This window comes from Gordonia malaquae NBRC 108250, from assembly GCF_000344135.1.
Classification (GTDB): domain Bacteria; phylum Actinomycetota; class Actinomycetes; order Mycobacteriales; family Mycobacteriaceae; genus Gordonia; species Gordonia malaquae.
This window is the reverse complement of the sequence record NZ_BAOP01000004.1, coordinates 131,964-152,862: the sequence shown is the minus strand read 5'-3', so window position 1 is coordinate 152,862 and position 20,899 is coordinate 131,964. Positions and strand designations below refer to the sequence as shown.

Genomic DNA, 20,899 nt, shown 5'->3' with positions numbered 1-20,899 from the left:
CGAACTTGGTGTTCGCTGCACGCTGACTACGATGAAGGCATGACTTCACGCGGTGACTCCGGATCCACTCGACGTGCCGCGGGGACGTGGCTGTCGGGGCCACAGATCCCGGGTGCCGAAGGAAACCGGTTCCGCGGTGAAGATCTCGGACTTCCCGAGTCGGGCGTCGGTGCTCTCGCCTCGGGCTGGCAGCGACTCGTAGGCATCATCGCCGACTGGCTGATCGCGGGCGGTGTCGCCATCCTCATCGTCGGCGTTCGTGGCCCAGAGGGGATGGCCAGCGGTTTCGAGATGACGATGCGCGCTGCGTCGCCGGTCCAGGCGATCACGTGGTTCGTCATGGGTCTGATCGCCGTGAGTCTGTTCGGTTTCACGCCGGGCCAGTATCTGGCCGGTATGCGCGTCGCACGCGTGGACTACGGCGCGAAGCGGAACGCGGCGGAGGCCGCAGACACAGAGCCGCGGGCGGCCGTCGGCTTCGTCCGAGCTCTGGTTCGCCAGGTGATCGTGTTCTTCGTCGTCCCGGCTCTCATCGCCGACCTCAACGGACGCAGCATGCACGATCGCGCAACCGGAACGGCGCTCGTCCGCACTCGCTGACCCTCTGACCTCTCAACTTCGGCACTGTCTGCCGCGCTATGCGCGGTAGGGAGTGCCGAAGTTCTCTCACATCTCGTGCAGCAGCGCGGCTACGGCGGTGAGGATGCTGATCGCGGGCTCGACGGACACTCGCGGGTCGATCGCGCGCTGCACGCTGAGGCCGATGCCGGTGCTGAGAATCAGGTCGGCGATGTCGTGCGGCGTGCCGAATGCGTTGCTGATGGCCAGGGAATCGCCGAACACCCGGGTCAGCTGCGCCGCGATCGTCTCGCTGATCTCGTAGCGGAGGGTCGCGATCGACTCCTTGACGTCCGGATTGTTGCGGGCGAGGGCGGCGTACTCGAACTCGAGCATCGTCCACTCCATGTCGCCGAGGGACCGTCGAAGCCAGTCGGCGAGACCGTCGATGAATCGAATCGGGTCCACCTCGCCGTCGCCGGGCGCCAGATCGGCGATCTCCGCCATCTTCTCGTCGTGGATGTCGACGAGAACGGCGCGGCACAGCGTCGGCTTGTCCTTGAAGTTCGAGTAGACGGCGCCCTTCGAATAGCCTGCGGCCTCCGCGATCGCGTCGAGGCTGGTGGCGGCGTATCCGTCTCGGAGGAACGCGGTCCGCGCAGTCGTCACCAGATCGGCGACGGTTTTGGCTCGTCGGTCCGATCGGCTCATGCGTGCGGTCTCCGGTGGCATGGGATCATCATAGCGTCCGCATACCGAGGGTATTGACATACTTGCAGTATCTAAACAATGATCGTTGACATGATGAAGCTGCCATTCCTCAACTCGTCCAATCCGGCGATCGATGTCGACGGCGCCGTCGTCGTGATCACCGGCGGCGCCCGCGGCATCGGTGCGGCGACCGCCGAACTCTTCGCCAGTCGCGGAGCCCAGGTCTGGATCGGCGACGTCGACGCCGACGTCGCCGCACAGACCGCGGCCCGACTCGGCATCCGTTCGGCCCACGTGGATGTGACGTCTCATTCGTCGTGGACGGGATTCGTCGAGACGGTGATCGGCGAAGTGGGACGAATCGACGTTCTCGTCAACAACGCCGGTGTGATGCCGGTGGGCCCGTTCGAAGACGAGTCGGACGCGACAACGGATCTAATGCTCGACGTGAATGTCCGTGGTCTCCTCCTCGGCATGCGGGCAGTACTGCCGCTGATGCGCGATGCGGGTGTCGGGCACGTCATCAATGTCGCCTCGTTGGCGGGAATGATCCCGCTGCCGGGGATGGTCACGTACAACGCGAGCAAGTACGCCGCGCTCGGAGCGTCCCTGGCGGCGCGCCGCGAGTACGACGGCACCGGAGTCACTGTGTCGGCGATCCTGCCGTCGGCGGTCCGCACCGAACTGGCATCCGGAGCCAAACTGGGTGGAGTCCTGCCGACAGTCGACCCGGAGGACGTCGCGCGCGCCATTGTCCGCAGCGTCCGCGTCCGGGCGCCCCGGACCTCCGTGCCCGGTTGGATCGCGCCGGGCTGGGTGCTCGTCGACGCGTTCGTCCCCGAATTCATCGAGCGAATCGCTCGGCGCTTCGCCGGGGAGCGCCAGGCCATGGCGTTGGATGCCGGAGAACGTCGCGCATACCTCGACCGGATCGACCGCCAGTCCCGTGATCATGCGGCAGACAAGTCGGAGGCCGGCGCATGACCCGCATCGCACTTGTCATCGGCTGTGGCGGCACCATCGGCGGTGCATGGACCATCGCCGCGTTGCATCACCTCGTCAACCAGACGGGCTGGGATCCGGCGTCGGCGTCGATCCTCCAGGGGACCTCTGCCGGAGCGGAGATCGTCACCATGCTCGCGGGTGGGCACAGCGTGGCCGACCTCGTTGCGATGCAGCAGGGGAATCCGCCGAACCCGGTGCTCTGCAGCCATCTCGCCGACTGTCCCTCGTCGCTTCCGAAACTGCCCGCACCGGCGCTGCCGAGCCTGTCGGCCCTTCGAGCTGGGGGTCCGGGGCATTCGCGACTCACGGGTGTGGCCCCGCGGGGTCGTGGTGACACCGCCTGGCTCCAGCGTCTCGCCGACGCGTCGACCGGGGGGCGGGAATGGTTCGAGCGCGACGGGGTACGGCTTGTCGCGTACCGACCCGAGGACGGCGAACGCGTCGCGTTCGGCGCGCCGGGGTCACCCGCTGCCACGGCAGGCCAGGCGCTGCGCGCGTCGTGGGCGATCCCCGGTTGGATGCCGCCGGTGGAGATCGACGGTCGCACGTACGTGGACGGCGGAGCGGCGTCGACCGCATCGGTTGATCTCGTGGGACCCGACGACGCAGACCTGATCTATCTCCTCGCGCCGATGGCGTCGGCGGCGGCGGTCTCCGGGCCGGGTGTCGGCGGAGCCCTCGAGCGGTTCCTCCTCCGCAAGCCGATGTCGACCGTGATGTGGCGAGAAGTGGAAACGGTCCGGGCACGCGGCACCGAGGTCGTGGTGATCACGCCCGACGCGCGTGACCTGCGTGGCCTCGGTCCCAACTTCATGGCGCGCGACAAACGCGCCGAGGCCTTCGAGCAGTCGATGATCTCCGCGGCCGACAGCGTTCGCCGTGCACTCGACGAGGGAGCAATCGCATGAGCAGTCGCAGGGAACCGCGCATCGTCGTCATCGGTGCGGGCGTCGCGGGCATCACCACGGCCCATCATCTCGACCGTGCAGGATTCACCGACTTCGTCGTACTCGAGAAGGGCTCAGACGTCGGGGGAGTCTGGTACTGGAATCACTATCCCGGACTGACCTGCGATGTGCCGTCGGAGATCTATCAGTTCGCGTTCGCGCCCAAACCGGACTGGTCGAGGATCTGGGCCACCGGGCCGCAGATACAGCAGTACCATCGCGACGTCGTCGAGCAGTTCGGTCTCGCCGACCGGATCCGCCTCGACACCGAGGTGGTCTCGACAGTCTTCGACGACGTGTCGGGGGAGTGGACGGTCACCACGTCGGCGGGCGACGTCCACGTCGCGGACTTCGTCATCTGCGCGACAGGTGTCCTGCACAACCCGGCGTACCCCGACATCGACGGCCTCGACACGTTCGACGGACCCGTCGTGCACACCGCGCGGTGGGACGACGGTCTGGTCACCGCGGGGAAGCGCATCGCGGTACTCGGCACCGGTTCGACGGGCGTTCAGGTGGTGTCAGCACTGCAGCCGGAGGCGGCCTCGGTGACCCACTTCGTCCGCTCGCCGCAGTGGATTCTGTGGGCGCCGATGCATCTCCCTGCGGTGCCCGGTGTGGCGAGGCTCTTCCGCGCCGCGCCTGCGATTCAGGACGCGCTCCACAGTGTCCTGCTGAAAGGGGCCGGCATCCTCGTCGACGTCGTCACGAAACCGACCTGGCGTCGGCGTGCCGTGCAGAAGTACGCGGAGATCTCACTGCGTGCCCAGGTGGGATCGGGAGCATTGCGCGACCAACTGACCCCTGACTATGAGCCGTTGTGCAAGCGACAGGTCCTGTCCGGGTCGTACTATCGGGCGATCAATGCGCGCAACACCGAGGTGGTCAGCTCAGGCATCAACCGAGTGGTCCCTGGCGGCATCGTCACCGAGGACGGTCGTACCCATGACGTGGACGTGATCGTTCTGGCGACAGGCTTCCGTGCGCACGACTACATGCGTCCGATGAACGTCGTCGGACGCGACGGTGTGCGGCTCGACGACGCCTGGAGCGACGGTCCGCGCGCCTACCGGATGACCGCGATCCCCGGCTTCCCGAACCTGTTCACGGTGCTCGGTCCCAATTCGCCGACTGGTTCGATCTCACTGCAGCACTCCGCGTCCAAGACCGCCATGTACATCATCGCGTGGTTGGAGAGGTTCCGGTCCGGCGACGTCGACCAGGTCGAGGTGACCGAGGAGGCGACGGCCGAGTTCAACGCGCAGGTGGCCGAGGCGCTGGAACCGACCGTGTGGAACACCGGTTGCAACTCCTGGTATCAGACCGGGTCGGGGATCGACCTGTGGCCGTTCGACAGGCGGACGTTGGACCGCATGCTTGCGGCTCCTCAGGAGGAGCATTTTGTCGTGCGGCGATCAGGAATCGTCGAGGCACGGTGACTCGCCGACTGTTCGACGCGCATCTGCACATCGTGGATCCGCGTTTCCCGCTTGTCGAGAACAGCGGATACCTGCCGCCGGCGTTCACCACCGCGGACTACACGAACCGGGTCCGCGACCTCGGCGTGCAGGGCGGCGCCGTGGTGTCCGGGTCGTTCCAGGCTTTCGACCAGGCGTACCTTCTCGACGCTCTGGCGTCTCTGCCCGGCGAGTTCGTCGGCGTCACCCAGATTCCCGCAGACACCCCTGACGCGCGGATCGTCGAGTTGGACGGCCTCGGTGTGCGGGCGGTCCGGTTCAACGTGCGACGCGGGGGATCGGCGTCCCTCGACGAACTCGAGTCGTTGGCGTGCCGCGTGCACGCGCTCGTCGGTTGGCACAGTGAGCTGTACATCGACTCGAACGATCTGGCAGCACTCGCGCCGACGCTCCGCAGACTTCCCGCGATCAGCATCGACCACCTCGGCTTGTCGGCGGATGGATTCACCGACGTGCTGAGGCTGGTCGACTCCGGAGTCCGAGTGAAGGCCACCGGGTTCGGCCGTGTGGAACTCGACCCGGTGGCGGCGATGCGTGCGATCGTCGACGTGGACCCCGGGGCGCTGATGGTCGGAACGGACCTGCCGTCGACACGTGCCCCGCGCCCGTTCGTCGACTCCGATCTCGACCTGGTCCACGAAGCCGTCGGCGACGATCTCATCGACGACGTGCTCTGGTCCAATGCCGCGCGCTGGTACCGGGTCTGATCGCTTGCCACGACGCTTCGACGCGCCTCCTCGCTAGCGCTCGTCAGCGGCTCAACGAGCAGGAAGCACGGAGAGGTCGCCTTCTGGTCTGAAACGAGGAAATGCCTTGAGCTCGAAGGTCAGCGACGACGAACGGTGCGTGCGGCGCTGCGCATCTTGGCGCCTTGAGGCATCGGGCCCTTGGGGAGAGCTGCGCCTGCACCGCCCTTGGCCTTGAGCGCCGACAGTCGACCGTCGACGGCTTCCATGCGATTTCGGTCGATGTTGTTCGGCAGTTTGCGGATGTAGCGCTCCAGCTTGGCGAGCGGGACTTCGCCCTCGCCGTCGCCGACCATGACCTCGTACACGGGGGTGTCGCCGACGACGCGAGCGACCTTCTTCTTCTCCTGCGACATCAACGGCTTCACACGGCTGGCCTGGCCTTCGGCGACGAGGATCACGCCGGGCTTGCCGATCACGCGGTGCACTGCGTCGAGGTGCGACGTTCCGGCGACGGCCTGCTGCACGCGCCACTGGCCGCGGATGTTGCCCAGCGCCCATCCGGCGGCGCCAGGCTGTCCGTCGGCCTTCTTGTACACGGTCTTCTGGACGCGGCGGCCGAACAGGATGAACGACAGCAGCACACCGAGGATCAGGCCGAGCGGGATCATCATCCACAGCGGTCCGAAGGCGAAGAGGCTCAAGACGACGAAGATCGCCGTCACACCGAGGATCACGGCCGCCATCAGCGGAATGAGGGCCTTGTCCTCCTTGCGCTGCATCTGGAACGCCTGCCAGATCTGCTGCCGGCGTTCCTTGCTCGCCGCCTTGCGGGCGGCCTTCGCTGCGGCCTTCGCCTCTTTGCTCTTGTCTTGCGCCTTCGCCATGCCTACCAGTCTAAAGGTCTCGATGCGGGATACGTCGCGCGGTCAGCGCGACATCCGAGCGAGGACGGACGAGGCCTCCTGTGCGGCCGATCCCTCGGCGGCGAGGTGTGCGAGTTCCGGTGCCAGTTCGCGCCCGTGGCGTGCCATGGCCTGCGAGTAGAGGCGTCCGGCGCGGTACGACGAGCGGACCAGCGGGCCTGCCATCACGCCGGCGAAACCGAGCTCTTCCGCGTACTGCGAGTGCTCGACGAACTCCTCCGGCTTCACCCAGCGCTCCACCGGGTGATGACGCGGCGACGGGCGCAGGTACTGGGTGATCGTCACGATGTCGCAGCCAGCTTCGTGCAGGTCGCGCAGCGACTCCTGGATCTCCTCGGGCGTCTCGCCCATGCCGAGGATCAGGTTCGACTTGGTGACCAGTCCGAAGTCGCGCGCCTGGGTGATCACGTCGAGCGACCGCTCGTAACGGAAGGCCGGGCGGATCCGCTTGAAGATGCGGGGCACGGTCTCCACATTGTGCGCGAGGACTTCCGGGCGAGACTCGAAGACCTCGGCGAGCAGATCGGGCTTGGCGTGGAAGTCGGGGATCAGGTTCTCGACGCCCGTGCCGGGGTTGAGTTCGTGGATCTTGCGGACGGTCTCCGCGTACAGCCACGCGCCCTCGTCGGGGAGATCGTCGCGTGCGACGCCGGTGATCGTCGAGTACCGCAGTCCCATCGACCGGACGGACTCGGCCACTCGACGCGGCTCGTCGCGATCGAGCGCCGACGGCTTGCCGGTGTCGATCTGGCAGAAGTCGCAGCGGCGGGTGCACTGCTCACCGCCGATGAGGAAGGTGGCCTCGCGGTCTTCCCAGCATTCGTAGATGTTGGGGCAGCCCGCCTCTTCACACACCGTGTGCAGGCCCTCGCCCTTCACCAGCGACTTGAGTTCGGTGTACTCGGGGCCCATCGTCGCCTTGGTCTTGATCCACTTCGGCTTGCGTTCGATGGGGGTCTGCGCGTTGCGGACCTCGAGACGGAGCAGTTTGCGGCCGCTCGGGGCGTCGGCGGGGGACGGGGTGGACGGTGTGGCAGTCACTGCGGGGTTCCTACGGTCGAGGGTGTGGGGGATGTCGAGTCGAGTGCGTCGGCGGTGTGACCGGGCGACGGCGGGATCGGGTCGTCGAGACATTCGGCGACCAACGCCGTCACCTCGTCGAGGATCGAGTCGACGCTGATCGGTTCGCCGATCTCGTTCGCGATCGATGTGACACCCGCGTCGGGGATCCCGCACGGCACGATCGCGTCGAACACGGTCATGTCGGGGTCGACGTTGAGTGCGAAGCCGTGCAGCGTCACGCCCTTGGCGACGCGGATGCCGATCTGGCCGAGTTTCCGGTCGCCCTTCTCATCGTCGATCCAGACGCCGGAGCGTCCATCGATACGACCGGTGGCCAGGCCGTGTCCGTTGCAGACGCGAATCAGGGCCTCTTCGATCCGGCGGACGTAGTCGACCACGTCGACGGGTTCGGCGAGCAGCACGATCGGGTAACCGACGAGCTGGCCGGGGCCGTGCCAGGTGATGCGTCCGCCGCGATCGACATCGATGACGAGCGCTCCATTGGTGGGACGGTCGGTGTCCTGCGTCCGCTTGCCTGCGGTGTACACGGACGGATGTTCGAGGAGGAGCAGCACGTCGTGGTCGAGTTCGCCGGACGCACGTTGATCGGCCAGCTCGTGCTGCATCCGATAGGCGTCCTGATAGTCGATCACGCCGAGGCGTCGCACCTCGATCGGTTCACTGCTCAATCGGGCGGATCCGTTACGCACAGCGGCACTCCAAAGAACACATCAGACAGACGGGAAAGACGTCGCGGCGTGGCACATGAATTTGCAACGCGCCGCGCGCCGGAAACATTCCGGACGGGAAAGACGAACGCCGTCCGAGGCGACCGGGATGGTCGCCGCGGACGGCGGTCATACGGATTGGGGACGTGTCACAGTCCCAGGTCGCCGGCGAACTCTCCGGCTTCCAGGCGCTTGCGGACGGTCGTGACGAAACGACCGGCGTCGGCGCCGTCGATCAGGCGGTGATCGTAGGTCAGCGGCAGGAACGCCATCGACCGCGATGCGATCGACTCGGTGCCGTCGGCCGCAGTCAGGACCACGGGACGCTTGACGATGGCACCCGTGCCGAGCATGGCGGCCTGCGGCGGAACCAGAATCGGCGTGTCGAACAATGCGCCCTGGCTGCCGATGTTCGTGATGGTGAACGTGCCGCCGGCCAGCTCGTCGGGCTTGAGGCCACCGTTGCGTGCGCGGTCGGCGATGTCGGCGATCGCACGGGCCAGACCGGCCAACGACAGGTCGTCGGCGTTGTGGATCACCGGCGAGAGCAGGCCCTGCGGGGTGTCGACGGCGATGCCGAGGTTCACGGTCGGGTGGTACGTGATCTCCTTGGCTTCTTCGTTGATCGACGCGTTGACGTTCGGGTGGGCCTTGAGCGCCTCGACGACGGCCTTGGCGAAGAACGGCAGGAAGGTCAGGTTGACGCCCTCGGCGGCCGCGAAGCCCGCCTTGGCGGCCTTGCGCAGTGTCGCGACCTTGGTCATGTCGACTTCGTGGACCTGTGTGAGCTGTGCGCTCGTCTGCAGCGACTCGCGGGTCTTCGCCGCGGTGATCTGGCGGATGCGGTTGATCTTCTGCGTCGTTCCGCGGAGGGCCGCGAGCTCGGGGCTGGCGGTGGCGACCGCAGGAGCAGACGCAGCAGGCGCGGCGGGCGCCGCTGCAGCCGGGGCGGGCGCCGGAGCCTTCTTGGCCTCGGCGGCAGCGAGCACGTCCTGCTTGCGGATGCGTCCGCCGACACCGGTGCCGGTGAGAGTCGACAGGTCGATGTCGTTCTCCGCGGCGAGCTTGCGCACGAGCGGCGTGACGTACGGCGTCGACTCGAGTGTCTCCGACGCGGCTGTGGGAGCGGGTGCGGCAGGCGCAGCAGGTGCAGGTGCTGCAGGCGCGGCCGGAGCAGCGGGTGCGGGCGCCGGAGCTGCAGGTGCGGGAGCAGCCGGTGCCGCAGGCGCGGGCGCCGGAGCAGCAGGCGCAGCGGGTGCCGCGGCCGCGTTGGCGTCGCCGATCACGGCGAGGCGTCCACCGACATCGACGACGTCGTCGGTGTCGGCGACGATCTCCAGGAGAACACCTGCGACGGGCGACGGGATCTCGGTGTCGACCTTGTCGGTCGAGACCTCGAGGAGCGGCTCGTCGACATCGACGGTGTCGCCGACGGCCTTGAGCCAGTTGGTGACGGTTCCCTCGGTCACCGACTCACCGAGCTCGGGCATCACGACGTCGGTGCCCGACGCGGAGCCGGCAGGCGCAGCGGCCGGAGCTTCGGCTGCTGGAGCAGCCGGCGCCGGAGCGGGCTCCGGTTCGGGCGCGGCTTCCGGCTCGGGTGCGGCGGCAGGTGCAGGCGTCTCTGCCTCGGGGGCTGCTTCGCCTGCCTCGCCGATGAGAGCCAGCTGACCGCCGACCTCGACCACGTCGTCTTCGTGCGCGACGATCTTGGTCAGGACGCCCGCCACCGGAGACGGGATCTCGGTGTCGACCTTGTCGGTGGAGACTTCGAGCAGGGGCTCGTCGATGTCGACGGTGTCGCCTTCCTGCTTCAGCCATTGGGTGACGGTTCCCTCGGTGACGCTCTCACCCAGGGCGGGCATCTCAACAGAGAAGGCCATTGCGTGTGACTCCCTAACTCGTGAACTTGTGCCGTTCGGTCAAGCCGATTCGCGGGTGCTTCCCACGTGCGCTCTTGTGGGCTCACGTGTACGTGCAGACGGTGGATCGACCGACTCCCGAACTCACAGTACCCGCTCGCTGTGAGACGTTCAGGGGAGTCCATCGGTTACCCGTCAGTAGCGGTTGAGGCGGGGCTCAGCCGTTCTCGACGACGTCTTCGAGAACCGCGATCAGGGTGCGAACGGGCACGCCCGTACCGCCCTTGGTCGTGTAACCCCACGGGCCGGAGGTGTTGAACGCGGGACCCGCGACGTCGACGTGTGCCCAGCCGATTCCTTCGCCGACGAACTCCTTGAGGAAGATCGCCGCGGACAGCATGCCGCCCCACCGATGGTTGGTGACGTTGGCGAGGTCGGCGACTCGCGAATCGAGGTCACCGCGCAGCTCCGACGGCATCGGCATGGGCCAACCGTTCTCGCCGACACTCTGCGAGACCGATGCGACGCGATCGCGGAACTCGTCGGTGCCGAGCACCCCCGGGGTGCGGTTGCCGAGGGCCACCATCTGCGCGCCGGTCAGCGTCGCGGTGTCGATCAGGTAGTCCGGATCGTCCTCGCATGCGCGGACGATCGCATCGGCGAGGATCAGCCGCCCCTCCGCGTCCGTGTTGAGGACCTCGACGGTGGTCCCGCCGTACTGCGTCAGGACGTCGCCCGGTCGCTGAGCGGTGCCCGACGGCATGTTCTCGGCCATCGGGACGGTGGCGATGACGGTGACGTTCACGTCGAGTTTGGCGGCGGCGATGGCCGTCGCGACGACCGCTGCGGCGCCGCCCATGTCGGAGGTCATGTGGTCCATGCCCGCGGCCGGCTTGATCGAGATGCCGCCGGTGTCGAATGTGATGCCCTTGCCGACGAGGGCGACTGTGCGTTCGGAGCCCTTGGCGTCGTGGATGAGTCGAACCAGACGCGGTGGACGAGAGCTGCCCTTGCCGACTCCCACGATCCCGCCGTAGCCGGCCTTGGCCAGTTCGACGTCGTCGAGGATCTCGACGCGGAGACCGGCCTGGCTGGCGAGGACGCGGGTGCGCTCAGCGAACTCGGCCGGGAACAGATGGCTCGGCGGAGTGTTGACGAAGTCGCGGGCGAGCGCCACGGCGTCGGCGACGATCAGCGCGTGATCGAGCTCCGCGCGGTTCTCCTTCGACTTGGCGGCCAGCAGTCGGACTTCGGACGGCGCCTGCTTCTTCGACGCAGACTTGGCCGACCGGAACTCCTCGAAGCGGTATCCGCCGAGGAAGTAGCCCTCCGCAGCGGGGCCGACACCGGCCTGGGCGAGAGCGCTGACCACCCGGCCGACACCGTCGAGTTTGCGGATCGACTCTCCTGCCGCCTGCCGGATGGCGTCGGCATCGTGATCGTCGGAGTCCTGGCCGAGCCCGACGGTCTGGATCAGGCGGACCGGCAACGATGTCGGTGCCGGGAAACTGAGGATCTCGCCGCTGCGGCCGGTGCCGCCGAGCGCGGCGATGCTCGCCGACACGGCATCGGCGGCCGCGTCGTCGAGGAGGTCCTCGCCGATCAGCAGGGAAGGCGCCTGGGTGTCGGCGTCCTCGGCGGCGATCAGGCCGATCACCAGGACGTCGTCGTCCTTGGTGAGGGCGGTGGTCAGTTCGATGCGCGGACCGCGAACGCGGTCGGAGAAGTCGTTGCTGCTCACGGGTGTCAACTCTGCCACAGGTGGGTCGGCGTCGATGCGACCGGCGGCGCGACGCGGCTCATGCGAGGGCGATACCGTATCGGGTATGACCGAACTCCTCGCAGGCCCCATCGCCGACCGTCACATCGCCCTCGGAGCATCGTTCGCCGAATTCGGCGGATGGGACATGCCGGTGTCGTACTCCGGCACCGTCGCGGAGCACACCGCCGTTCGTGAAGCCGTCGGGATCTTCGACGTCAGCCACCTGGGTAAGGCGCTCGTCGCCGGGCCGGGCGCGGCCGACTTCGTCAACCGATGCTTCACCAACGACCTTCGCAAGGTGACCGCGGGCAAGGCGCAGTACACGATGTGCTGCAACGCGGAAGGCGGCGTCGTCGACGATCTAATCACCTATCTGGTCAGCGACGACGAAGTGTTCCTGATCCCGAACGCATCCAACACCCCGGCGGTTGTCGCCGCACTCAAGGAGGCCGCGCCCGACGGCGTCGAGATCACCGACCTGCATCGTGACTACGCGGTGTTCGCGGTACAGGGACCGAAGTCGGCCGACGTGCTCGCAGCTCTCGGGCTGCCCACCGAGATGGAGTACATGGCGTTCGCCGACGCGACGCTGACCGTGGACGGTGCGGAGCGCACCGTCCGGGTGTGCCGCACCGGCTACACGGGCGAACACGGGTACGAGATCCTTCCGACGTGGGCCGACGCGGGCCCGGTCTTCGACGCTCTGCTCGCCGAGGTCACGGCTCGTGACGGTCTTCCCGCCGGTCTCGGCGCGCGCGACACACTGCGCACCGAGATGGGCTACGCGCTGCACGGCCACGAACTGAGCCCCGAGATCACGCCGGTCCAGGCGCGCAGCTCGTGGGCGGTGGGATGGGACAAGCCTGAGTTCTTCGGCCGCGACGTCCTGGTCGCCGAGAAGGAGGCGGGCCCCGCGCGCCGGCTGTACGGACTCAGGGCCACCGGTCGTGGTGTGCCGCGCGTGGACTGCACCGTGCACCTGGAGGCGGGTGGCGAAGTGATCGGCGTGTGCACATCGGGCACCTTCTCGCCGACTCTCAAGCAGGGCGTCGCGTTGGCGTTCATCAACACCGATTCGGGAGTCAAGAAGGGCGCGACCGTGGTCGTCGACGTCCGCGGACGTGCTCTCGAATGCGAGGTCGTCCTGCCGCCGTTCGTGCAGGGCAACGTCTGAGAGTCCGGTCCGACGATGCCGGTTTGCGGAGCAGGGATAGGATCGGTGCATGACCTTGGAGTTCACTCGCACCGAGCATCCGCATCCGGTGTCGGAGGGTCGACGCGCAGAGATTCTCGCCGCGCCGGGCTTCGGCAACCACTTCACCGACTACATGGTGGTAGTCGATTACGACCGTGAGCGCGGATGGCACGACGCGAAGGTGACCCCGTACGGTCCGATCGCGCTCGATCCGGCTGCGATGGTCCTGCACTACGCGCAGGAGATCTTCGAGGGGCTCAAGGCGTACCGCCAGCCCGACGGCACGATCGCCGCGTTCCGACCCGAGGCGAACGCCGAGCGGTTCAACACCTCCGCTCGTCGTCTCGCTATGCCGGAGTTCCCGGTGGAGGACTTCGTCGGATCGTTGCGGGCGTTGCTTGAGGTGGACGACGCCTGGGTGCCGCCTGCCGGCGGCGAGGAGTCGCTCTACCTGCGTCCCTTCATGTTCGCGACAGAGGCGAGCCTCGGTGTTCGCCCGGCGAACCAGTACCGGTACGTGCTGATCGCATCGCCCGCGGGCGCGTACTTCCAGGGCGGCCTCAAGCCGGTCAGCGTCTATCTGTGCACCGAGTACGTCCGGGCGTCGCCCGGCGGCACGGGCGCCGCCAAGTTCGGCGGCAACTACGCCGCTTCGCTGCTTGCACAGGCGCAGGCTGCAGAGAAGGGCTGCGACCAGGTGGTCTGGCTCGACGCGATCGAGCACCGGTACATCGAGGAGATGGGCGGGATGAACCTGTTCTTCGTCTTCGGGTCGGGATCGCAGGCTCGCCTCGTCACACCGGAGCTGAGCGGTTCACTGCTGCCCGGCGTCACACGGAAGTCGTTGCTCGCGCTCGCCGCGGATGCGGGCTACTCCGTCGAAGAGCGCAAGATCTCCACGAAGGAACTCGCTGACGGCGTCCGGTCCGGCGAGATCACCGAGGTGTTCGCCTGTGGAACGGCGGCCGTCATCACGCCGGTCGGCCGAGTCCAGAGTGACACCGACGCCTACACGATCGGCGACGGCACCACCGGCGAGGTCACCCAGGCGCTGCGCGACACGCTCACCGGTCTGCAGCGCGGCACGTTCGCGGACACCCACGGGTGGATGACCCGCCTCAAGTAGTTCAGGGTCTCCAAGCGTCGGAGGCGTTTCCCGGTGTCAGTCCGGGAAACGTCTCCAACGTTTGTCAGGGCAGGAGCGACCCGAGACTGCCGAGCCCCGGACCGGTCAGGCTGCCGAAGGTCGGGTCTTCCGGATCGGGAGCGGTCGCGGTGACGTCGTAGGTCGTTGCGGAGACCTTGTAGGTCTCGTTCGGCAGATCGTCGGCGCGGCAGAACTTGAAGACGACGTATTCGGACTGCAGGGGTGCAGACGGAGTGATCGAGCCGGTCTTGGTCTCGCCCGCCGCGATGTTCGAGATCTTCACCGTTCCTGCGGACCCGGTCGTGGCAGCCTTCGCGGCGTCGAGCTCGGTGTCGGTGGCGACCTTGCGCCACCAGTCGTTCGTCACGGTGGCGAGGTGTGCGGCGTCGGCCTTCTCCGACATCGGGTACAGCGTCACGGTGCAGTCGGCGATCAGGTCGGTCTTGTTGGTGACCGACACGTCGAACACTCCGCTGGTGAGCGTGTCGGTGTGCGGGTAGAGCGCTTCGTCGACGTAGATGGTGTCGTACGCGGCGGCGGTGCCGACGCCGATCGTCGCTGCTGAGCAGGCGGCTATTCCGGCGATGATGAGCGTGTTCCGAATCCGGTTGGGCATGGAGACTCCGTGTGTCGTGGGGGACTGTGCACGTCGAGTGTGTCCGAACAGTCATCGTCAGCTACTCGTGAGTAGGCAATTCGTCTCAACGACTGATTGACAGCGTCGAATCTGTGCCAGCGACCTCCCGCTCACAGTATGAGAATCACCAGGGCCAGTGCCGTTGTGAGCTCGACGACGGCGCCGAGCACGTCGCCGCTGACGCCGCCCACCCGACGACGGCAGTGTGCCGTGAAGGCGACTGTGAACACGATGGCTGCGGGGACTGCGCAGATCGCGCGGATGCCGAGCGGCCACGCCGCGCCGAGGGCCGCCGCGGTCCAGACGAGCAGCGACCATCGTTGAGTTCCGGCGACGAGTGCGCCGAAGCCGTCGGCGTTCGCCGTATCGAGCCCACGACGGCACGCGTAGACGACGGCGACTCGCGAGAGGGCGACGGCGTAGACGATCTGCGCCCATTCGTGGTGGCCGATGAGGGTCGAGTAGGCAACGGCTTGAAGGACGAGGACGACGGCCAGCGTGGCGGCGCCGAAGGGACCGACGTCGCCGCTGCGCATCACCTGGCGCACCCGGTCGGGGTCGCCGTAGCAGCCGAGGCCGTCAGCGGTGTCGGCGAGGCCGTCGAGATGCATCCCGCGCGTCGCGAGCGCCAGGACGGCCACGACGAGCAACCCGATGACGAGGTCGGGCAGCCTGGTGTGCGACAGTCCGAACGCGACGGCGGCAGCGATCGTGCCGAGGAGGGCGCCGACTATCGGAACCGCTGCGATCGCCGCACCGCCTGTTCGTCGATTCATCTCCGCCCGCGGTTGGGGGAGAGGTGCGACTGTCAGCCACGTGACCGCCACATGCACGGCAGCGGCCGGATTAGCCGCCATCGCTGACGCCGGCGTCGGCGAACGTCGCCATGTCGATCAGCACGTCGACGGCCGACGAGACGATCGGAAGTGCGGTCAGCGCGCCGGTGCCTTCGCCGAGACGCATCGACATGTCGACGATCGGGTCCAGTCCGAGACTCGACAGTGCAAAAGCGTGGGCGGGTTCGGTCGACCGGTGACCGGCACGCCACCACGCCGAAGCGCCGGGCGCCAGCTGTTCGGCGACGAGCGCGGCCGCGGAGGTCACCACACCGTCGATGAGGACCGGCGTCCGACGCAGCGCGGCCTGGGCGTAGAACCCGGCCATGGCTGCGAGATCGGGTCCGCCGACGGCTGCGAGGAGCGCCAACGGCTCATTGCGGAATCGGCGGCCGTACCGCATGCCGTCGCGAATGGCGGCGGTTTTGCGGATCCAGGTGGCGTCGTCGATTCCGGTGCCGCGTCCGACGACGACAACGGGTTCCCGATCGGCGATCGTGCCGATCAGCACGGCTGCAGGAGTGGTGTTTCCGATGCCCATGTCGCCCGCGATCAGCAGGTCGGCACCGGAGTCGACGAGGCGATCGGCGATCGCGCGTCCGGCGGCGAGGGACTTCCTCGCCTCGGCGATGGTCATCGCATCCCCGGTGCGGAGATCGCCGCTGCCGTTGCGGACCTTGTACGCGGTCGTTGCTGCGTCCGCTCCGGGGACGTCGGCTTTCACCGACATGTCGAACACGTGTACTCGCGCGCCTGCTCGACGGGCGAGGACGTTGACGGCTGCACCCCCTGCGGCGATGTTCGCGACCATCTGCGCGGTCACCTCGGGTGGGAACGCGGACACACCGTCCTGCGCCACGCCGTGGTCCCCGGCGAACACGGCGACCGCGGGTGCGGTGATCCGATGCGGCGGGCACTGATCTTGGCATGCGGAGATCCAGACGCCGAGATCTTCAAGCAGTCCGAGGGCGCCCGGAGGCTTCGTGAGCGTCAATTGGCGGGCGCGCGCCGCGTCGGCGACGTCAGGGGACGGCGGATCGATCGCCGGGAACACTTCGGCGTCGACACCGTCGGGCAGAGCGGCGCCGACGAACGACGCAGACGGGGAGATCGCCTCGGGGAAGGGGGCGACGGGTACGGGGACCAGTGGCGTGCGGGTCTGTTCGGCATCGTCCGGTGCGGACTCCGCCGACAGCGTGGCGCTCGGCGCGGGCAGGTCGAGGACACGGCCTGCGACGACCAGCTGCACGATCTCGCACACCTGCGCGACACGGTTGTTCACCGAGCCGATCTCGTCGGCGAACCGACGTCCGACGGGTGTCGGCGCGACGACGGACATCCCTACTTCGGGGCTCACGACGACCACATCGGCCACGTGGTCGGCGATCGCCGAGCACAGATCGTCGACGGCGTCGGTGATGGTGGCGGCCGGATCGTCCCACGCCTTCGCCGCGTCGAGCAGCGACGTCACCCATGAGCCGAGATCATCGATCAAGACGGGCGATTCGGGATCGAGCCGCATCTCGGCGGCCGGATCCTGAGTCTCGATCGTCAGGAAATGCTCTCCGCGCCGGACGCGGTGTGCGTCGACGCGGGCGCCCCACGCCTCGTCGACATCGACCGCACCGGTCGCCAGGTACCGGGGGCGATCAGTTGCCGCGAGAAGACTCTCGGCATGGGCGGACTTGCCCGAACGGGTTCCGCCCAGGACGAGATACCGCACGTCAGACCTTGTCGCCGGGCTTGGTCTGCGGCTTCGGCGCACGCATCACGCGGAGCTGCATTGCGCGCGTGAAGGCGTACCAGCCGAGCCGGAACGGCTTCTCCTGCGTGTCCGGGTAGCGTTCGCGGACACGCTTGTTGACCATTCGGCCGAGGAACATCGAGTCGATCGCCATGAACACGACGAACACGAGCAGCAGCAGGTTCGCGATCACCGCGAGCCTGGGCACCATGATCGCGACGATCAGGAGCACGGCGAACGGCATGAACAGGCCGGCGAAGTTGCGGCGGGCGTCGACAATGTCGCGGACCATCTTGCGGACCGGGCCCTTGTCGCGGGCCATCAGGTACTTCTCGTCACCCGACATCATCTTTTCGCGCTGGTCGATGCGAATCTGCTTGCGTTCGGCGGACAGCGCTTTGCGCTCGTCCTTGCTCATCGTCTTCTTGAGCGCCTTCTTGCGCTCGCGGGCCTCGGCGCGTGTCGTCGGAGGTGCGGCGACGGGACCGCGACGCTTCTCGGAATCGCGTCGTTTCGGCGTCGGACGACCCTTGCCGGGCGTCGGCGCGGCCTTGGCCGGGGTCTCTGCGGGGGCGGGCGCGGCGGTCGTCGACGCCGCGTCGTCTGCGGTGTCGTCGGTGCTCGTCGCAGCGGGCTTCCAGGGCAACTTCACACTGTTGAGACTAAAGCATGTCTCCTAATTCGCTTCGCGCGGTCTTGACGGCCAGATGCACTCCCCGCGGCGTTGTCGTCGGTCGTGATACCTACCGGTATCCCTCCCTCCTTCGCCTTGCGGGGCGCACATCTGGTCCGCCGATCCCGAGCGGCGAATCAGGAGACATGCTCTAGGCGATGACCGGACTCGGCCGACGATCGGGCATTAGTGTCCGACCCATGACACCGACCGTGGACCGGGAGACGCTCAGCGTCGTCATCGCGCCGGACGAGTTCGGAGGCACGCTGTCGGCCGTTGACGCGGCGTCGGCCATCGCAGACGGCTGGCTGTCGTCGAGGCAGGCCGATCGAGTGCGGCTGCTCCCGCAGTCGGACGGTGGACCGGGATTCATCGCAGTGTTGCAGGCTGCAGGAGTCGCCACAGTCCGGCCCCTTCGTGTCCCCGGACCACTCGGAGACCCGGTCGACGCGACGATCGGGTACGGAGCCGACGGGACCGTGTACTTGGAAGCGGCGCAGGCGTGTGGACTTCATCTGCTCGGACGTGAGCCGGATCCGTCGTCGGCGCGTGCCGCGACCACGGCGGGAGTCGGCACGATGCTCGCGTCCGCCGTCGCATCGGGAGCGAGGAGGATCGTCGTCGGACTCGGCGGAAGTGCGACGACAGACGGTGGGAGAGGCGCTGTCGAGGAACTCGGTGGAATCGGCGCCGCACGCGCTCGAATGAACGGTATCGATCTGGTCGTGGCCTCCGACGTCGACAACCCGCTCCTGGGACCGGCAGGTGCGGCGGCGGTGTTCGGTCCGCAGAAGGGCGCGGATCCGGTGACAGTGCAGGATCTCGAGTCACGTCTGACCGACTGGGCCGTGACGCTCGGCGGTGCGGTGGCCTCCATGCCGGGCGCGGGCGCGGCGGGCGGACTCGGCGCCGCGTTGCTGGCGCTCGGAGGACGTCGCAGATCGGGGGCGGACGTCGTCGCCGAGGCGACGGGGCGTCGCCGCGAGCTCGCCGACGCTGACGTGATCGTCACGGGGGAGGGGCGATACGACGAGCAGACGGCCCGGGGGAAAGTGATCGCGGCACTCGCGGCGGAAGCAGGGGGCACCCCGGTGATCGTCCTCGCGGGCCAGGTCCGCGGGACGCCGGACGTCGTCGGCGTGACCGCGGTCAGGTCGCTGGCCGACTTCGCCGGGTCGGTGGACGCGGCGATGCGGAGTCCACGCGAGATGCTGGCGGGGCTGGCGGCGGAGGTGGCACGCACGGTGGCCACAATCGAGGGCGTGATGCGGGAATAGGCGCACAGCGAGTACCGTTGAGCCAGTCAGACCGTGAACACACTCGATCGTCGTGTCTGCGGTTCGACGACAGACGTATCCCGGTTCGCTCGTGCAGACGCGGCCGGCGACATGAGGAGCGCCCATGACCGTTCAGAATGAAACCACCGACACCGGTGTCCTGCTCAGCGACAGCGCTGCAGCCAAGGCGAAGGCCCTGCTCGACCAGGAGGGCCGCGACGACCTCGCGCTGCGCATCGCCGTGCAGCCGGGTGGTTGTGCCGGCCTGCGTTACCAGCTGTTCTTCGACGACCGCACGCTCGACGGAGACCTCGTCCAGGACTTCGACGGCGTCAAGCTCGCCGTCGACCGGATGAGTGCGCCGTACGTTCAGGGCGCGACGATCGACTTCGTCGACAGCATCGAGAAGCAGGGCTTCACGATCGACAACCCGAACGCGACCGGCAGCTGCGCCTGCGGCGACTCGTTCAACTGATCTCCAGCGCAAGCGAGATGTGGCCGCGACCCCACCCCGGGTCGCGGCCACATTCGTCTGCACTACCGTGAGACAGATGTTCACAGCCGTCTGCGGGTCGCTCGCGACCGATCATCTGATGAAGTTCCCGGGCAAGTTCTCCGACCAGTTGGTCGCCGATCAGCTCCAACACATCTCTCTCAGCTTCCTCGTCGAAGACCTCGTCCTGCATCGCGGCGGAGTCGGCGGCAACATCGCGTACGCGCTCGGGGTGCTCGGAAACCGGCCCCTGTTGGTCGGCGCGGCCGGTGCCGACTTCGACGACTACGAGAACTGGCTCACCGATCACGGCGTCGACTGCCGCGGCGTGCGCCGTTCGACCACCAAGCACACCGCACGATTCATGTGCACCACCGATGAGACGATGGCGCAGCTCGCGACCTTCTATGCGGGTGCGATGACCGAGGCGGGCGACATCGACCTGCTCGACGTGGTCGCGGGCGGGGACCGCCCGGACATCGTGCTGATCGGCGCCGACGACCCGGCGGCCATGGTTCGTCACACGAACGCCTGTCGTGAAGCTGGTCTCCCGTTCGCCGCAGATCCGTCGCAGCAGTTGGCGCGCCTCGACGGCGACACGGCCCGCACCCTCATCGACGGCGCAGCCTACTTGTTCACGAATGAGTACGAGTGGGGCCTCCTCAAGCAGAAGACCGGCCTGACCGACGACGACATCGCAGGCATGGTCGGCGTTCGCATCACCACGCTCGGCGCCAATGGCGTCGACATCATCGACACGGACGGCTCCGTCACGCACGTCGACGTCGTCCCGGTGAACGAGCAGGTCGACCCGACTGGTGTCGGCGACGGGTTCCGTGCAGGCTTCCTGACCGGTCTGGGAGAGAACCTCGGCTTCGAGCGCTCGGCGCAGCTCGGCGCGATGGTCGCGACCCTCGTCTTGGAATCGGACTCGACCCAGGGCTGGACGTGGGACGTCGACGCCGCCCACGCTCGCCTGGCTGCCGCCTACGGTCAAGAATCGGCCGACGCCATTCGCGCCGCGCTGGCATAGTTCGGCGCGCAGCGAGACGAAAGGCGCTCAACGAGCAGGGACAGCGCAACGAAGCAGGCGAGGCGAAACACTTCCGGAGCCCTCCGCAGCGAGCGAGCCGCTAGGCGAGCCCGCGAGGACTGCCGAGGGAAGTGTTTCG

At 67.7% G+C, this 20,899-nt stretch carries 20 protein-coding genes; 10 read left to right on the top strand and 10 right to left on the bottom strand.

What is annotated here, in order from left to right:
* The first annotated feature begins 39 nt into the window (after positions 1–39).
* Positions 40–600, top strand: coding sequence for an RDD family protein (locus tag GM1_RS04075; protein WP_008376830.1), 561 nt, complete (start codon positions 40–42; stop codon positions 598–600).
* Between the two features lie 66 nt (positions 601–666).
* Here GM1_RS04075 and GM1_RS04070 read toward each other — a convergent pair whose 3' ends face one another.
* On the bottom strand, positions 667–1,290 hold the full coding sequence (locus GM1_RS04070; protein WP_008376829.1) for a TetR/AcrR family transcriptional regulator: 624 nt from the start codon (positions 1,288–1,290) through the stop codon (positions 667–669).
* Positions 1,291–1,359: 69 nt separating this feature from the next.
* Here GM1_RS04070 and GM1_RS04065 point away from each other — a divergent pair, with 69 nt between their 5' ends.
* The 4 genes from GM1_RS04065 to GM1_RS04050 are packed head-to-tail and all read left to right on the top strand — an operon-like array spanning position 1,360 to position 5,406.
* Positions 1,360–2,253, top strand: coding sequence for an SDR family oxidoreductase (locus GM1_RS04065; RefSeq protein ID WP_008376828.1), 894 nt, complete (start codon positions 1,360–1,362; stop codon positions 2,251–2,253).
* Positions 2,250–3,182 carry a patatin-like phospholipase family protein gene (locus tag GM1_RS04060; protein ID WP_008376827.1) on the top strand — a complete coding sequence of 311 codons (933 nt, stop codon included), beginning with the start codon at positions 2,250–2,252 and terminating at the stop codon, positions 3,180–3,182. The genes GM1_RS04065 and GM1_RS04060 overlap by 4 nt, the downstream gene beginning before the upstream one ends.
* Entirely contained in the window at positions 3,179–4,660 is a 1,482-nt protein-coding gene (locus tag GM1_RS04055; protein ID WP_008376826.1) for a flavin-containing monooxygenase, read from the top strand. Before GM1_RS04060 ends, GM1_RS04055 begins: the two co-directional genes overlap by 4 nt.
* Positions 4,657–5,406: an amidohydrolase family protein gene (locus GM1_RS04050; protein WP_008376825.1), complete on the top strand. Its 750-nt coding sequence runs from the start codon at positions 4,657–4,659 to the stop codon at positions 5,404–5,406. Before GM1_RS04055 ends, GM1_RS04050 begins: the two co-directional genes overlap by 4 nt.
* A gap of 119 nt (positions 5,407–5,525) precedes the next feature.
* Here the strand turns inward: GM1_RS04050 and GM1_RS04045 are convergent, their stop codons facing one another.
* The 5 genes from GM1_RS04045 to GM1_RS04025 form a co-directional block, all read right to left on the bottom strand.
* Positions 5,526–6,272, bottom strand: a complete 747-nt coding sequence (locus tag GM1_RS04045; protein ID WP_008376824.1) for a DUF4191 domain-containing protein — start codon at positions 6,270–6,272, stop codon at positions 5,526–5,528.
* A 42-nt stretch (positions 6,273–6,314) separates the two neighbouring features.
* Entirely contained in the window at positions 6,315–7,352 is a 1,038-nt protein-coding gene (gene lipA / locus GM1_RS04040; protein WP_008376823.1) for a lipoyl synthase, read from the bottom strand.
* Positions 7,349–8,083: a lipoyl(octanoyl) transferase LipB gene (gene lipB, locus GM1_RS04035; protein ID WP_008376822.1), complete on the bottom strand. Its 735-nt coding sequence runs from the start codon at positions 8,081–8,083 to the stop codon at positions 7,349–7,351. Before lipB ends, lipA begins: the two co-directional genes overlap by 4 nt.
* 167 nt (positions 8,084–8,250) lie before the next feature.
* A complete protein-coding gene (gene sucB / locus GM1_RS04030) occupies positions 8,251–9,984 on the bottom strand; it encodes a 2-oxoglutarate dehydrogenase, E2 component, dihydrolipoamide succinyltransferase (RefSeq protein ID WP_008376821.1) in 1,734 nt (577 codons plus the stop codon).
* A 196-nt stretch (positions 9,985–10,180) separates the two neighbouring features.
* Complete coding sequence (locus GM1_RS04025; protein WP_008376820.1) at positions 10,181–11,704, bottom strand: leucyl aminopeptidase; 1,524 nt, start codon at positions 11,702–11,704, stop codon at positions 10,181–10,183.
* Between the two features lie 85 nt (positions 11,705–11,789).
* Between GM1_RS04025 and gcvT the strand changes: the two genes are divergently transcribed.
* Together gcvT and GM1_RS04015 are read left to right on the top strand one after the other, a co-directional pair.
* Positions 11,790–12,899, top strand: coding sequence for a glycine cleavage system aminomethyltransferase GcvT (gene gcvT / locus GM1_RS04020; RefSeq protein WP_008376819.1), 1,110 nt, complete (start codon positions 11,790–11,792; stop codon positions 12,897–12,899).
* A gap of 49 nt (positions 12,900–12,948) precedes the next feature.
* The gene (locus GM1_RS04015) at positions 12,949–14,046 is read left to right on the top strand and encodes a branched-chain amino acid aminotransferase (RefSeq protein ID WP_008376818.1); all 1,098 of its coding nucleotides are present in this window, start codon (positions 12,949–12,951) and stop codon (positions 14,044–14,046) included.
* A 64-nt stretch (positions 14,047–14,110) separates the two neighbouring features.
* On the opposite strand, the gene GM1_RS04010 is transcribed toward GM1_RS04015, so the two are convergent.
* The 4 genes from GM1_RS04010 to GM1_RS03995 form a co-directional block, all read right to left on the bottom strand.
* On the bottom strand, positions 14,111–14,683 hold the full coding sequence (locus tag GM1_RS04010; RefSeq protein ID WP_008376817.1) for a hypothetical protein: 573 nt from the start codon (positions 14,681–14,683) through the stop codon (positions 14,111–14,113).
* Between the two features lie 131 nt (positions 14,684–14,814).
* Positions 14,815–15,561, bottom strand: a complete 747-nt coding sequence (locus tag GM1_RS04005; RefSeq protein ID WP_008376816.1) for an adenosylcobinamide-GDP ribazoletransferase — start codon at positions 15,559–15,561, stop codon at positions 14,815–14,817.
* A complete protein-coding gene (cobT, locus tag GM1_RS04000) occupies positions 15,551–17,263 on the bottom strand; it encodes a nicotinate-nucleotide--dimethylbenzimidazole phosphoribosyltransferase (RefSeq protein ID WP_008376815.1) in 1,713 nt (570 codons plus the stop codon). The genes GM1_RS04005 and cobT overlap by 11 nt, the downstream gene beginning before the upstream one ends.
* A 1-nt stretch (position 17,264) precedes the next feature.
* Positions 17,265–17,936 carry a DUF3043 domain-containing protein gene (locus GM1_RS03995; RefSeq protein ID WP_008376814.1) on the bottom strand — a complete coding sequence of 224 codons (672 nt, stop codon included), beginning with the start codon at positions 17,934–17,936 and terminating at the stop codon, positions 17,265–17,267.
* Between the two features lie 221 nt (positions 17,937–18,157).
* Between GM1_RS03995 and GM1_RS03990 the strand changes: the two genes are divergently transcribed.
* The 3 genes from GM1_RS03990 (at position 18,158) to GM1_RS03980 (ending at position 20,760) form a co-directional block, all read left to right on the top strand.
* Entirely contained in the window at positions 18,158–19,234 is a 1,077-nt protein-coding gene (locus GM1_RS03990) for a glycerate kinase family protein (RefSeq protein ID WP_040519453.1), read from the top strand.
* A gap of 124 nt (positions 19,235–19,358) precedes the next feature.
* On the top strand, positions 19,359–19,709 hold the full coding sequence (locus GM1_RS03985; RefSeq protein WP_008376812.1) for a HesB/IscA family protein: 351 nt from the start codon (positions 19,359–19,361) through the stop codon (positions 19,707–19,709).
* Positions 19,710–19,785: 76 nt separating this feature from the next.
* Positions 19,786–20,760: a carbohydrate kinase family protein gene (locus tag GM1_RS03980; RefSeq protein WP_008376811.1), complete on the top strand. Its 975-nt coding sequence runs from the start codon at positions 19,786–19,788 to the stop codon at positions 20,758–20,760.
* The last annotated feature ends 139 nt before the right edge of the window (positions 20,761–20,899 follow it).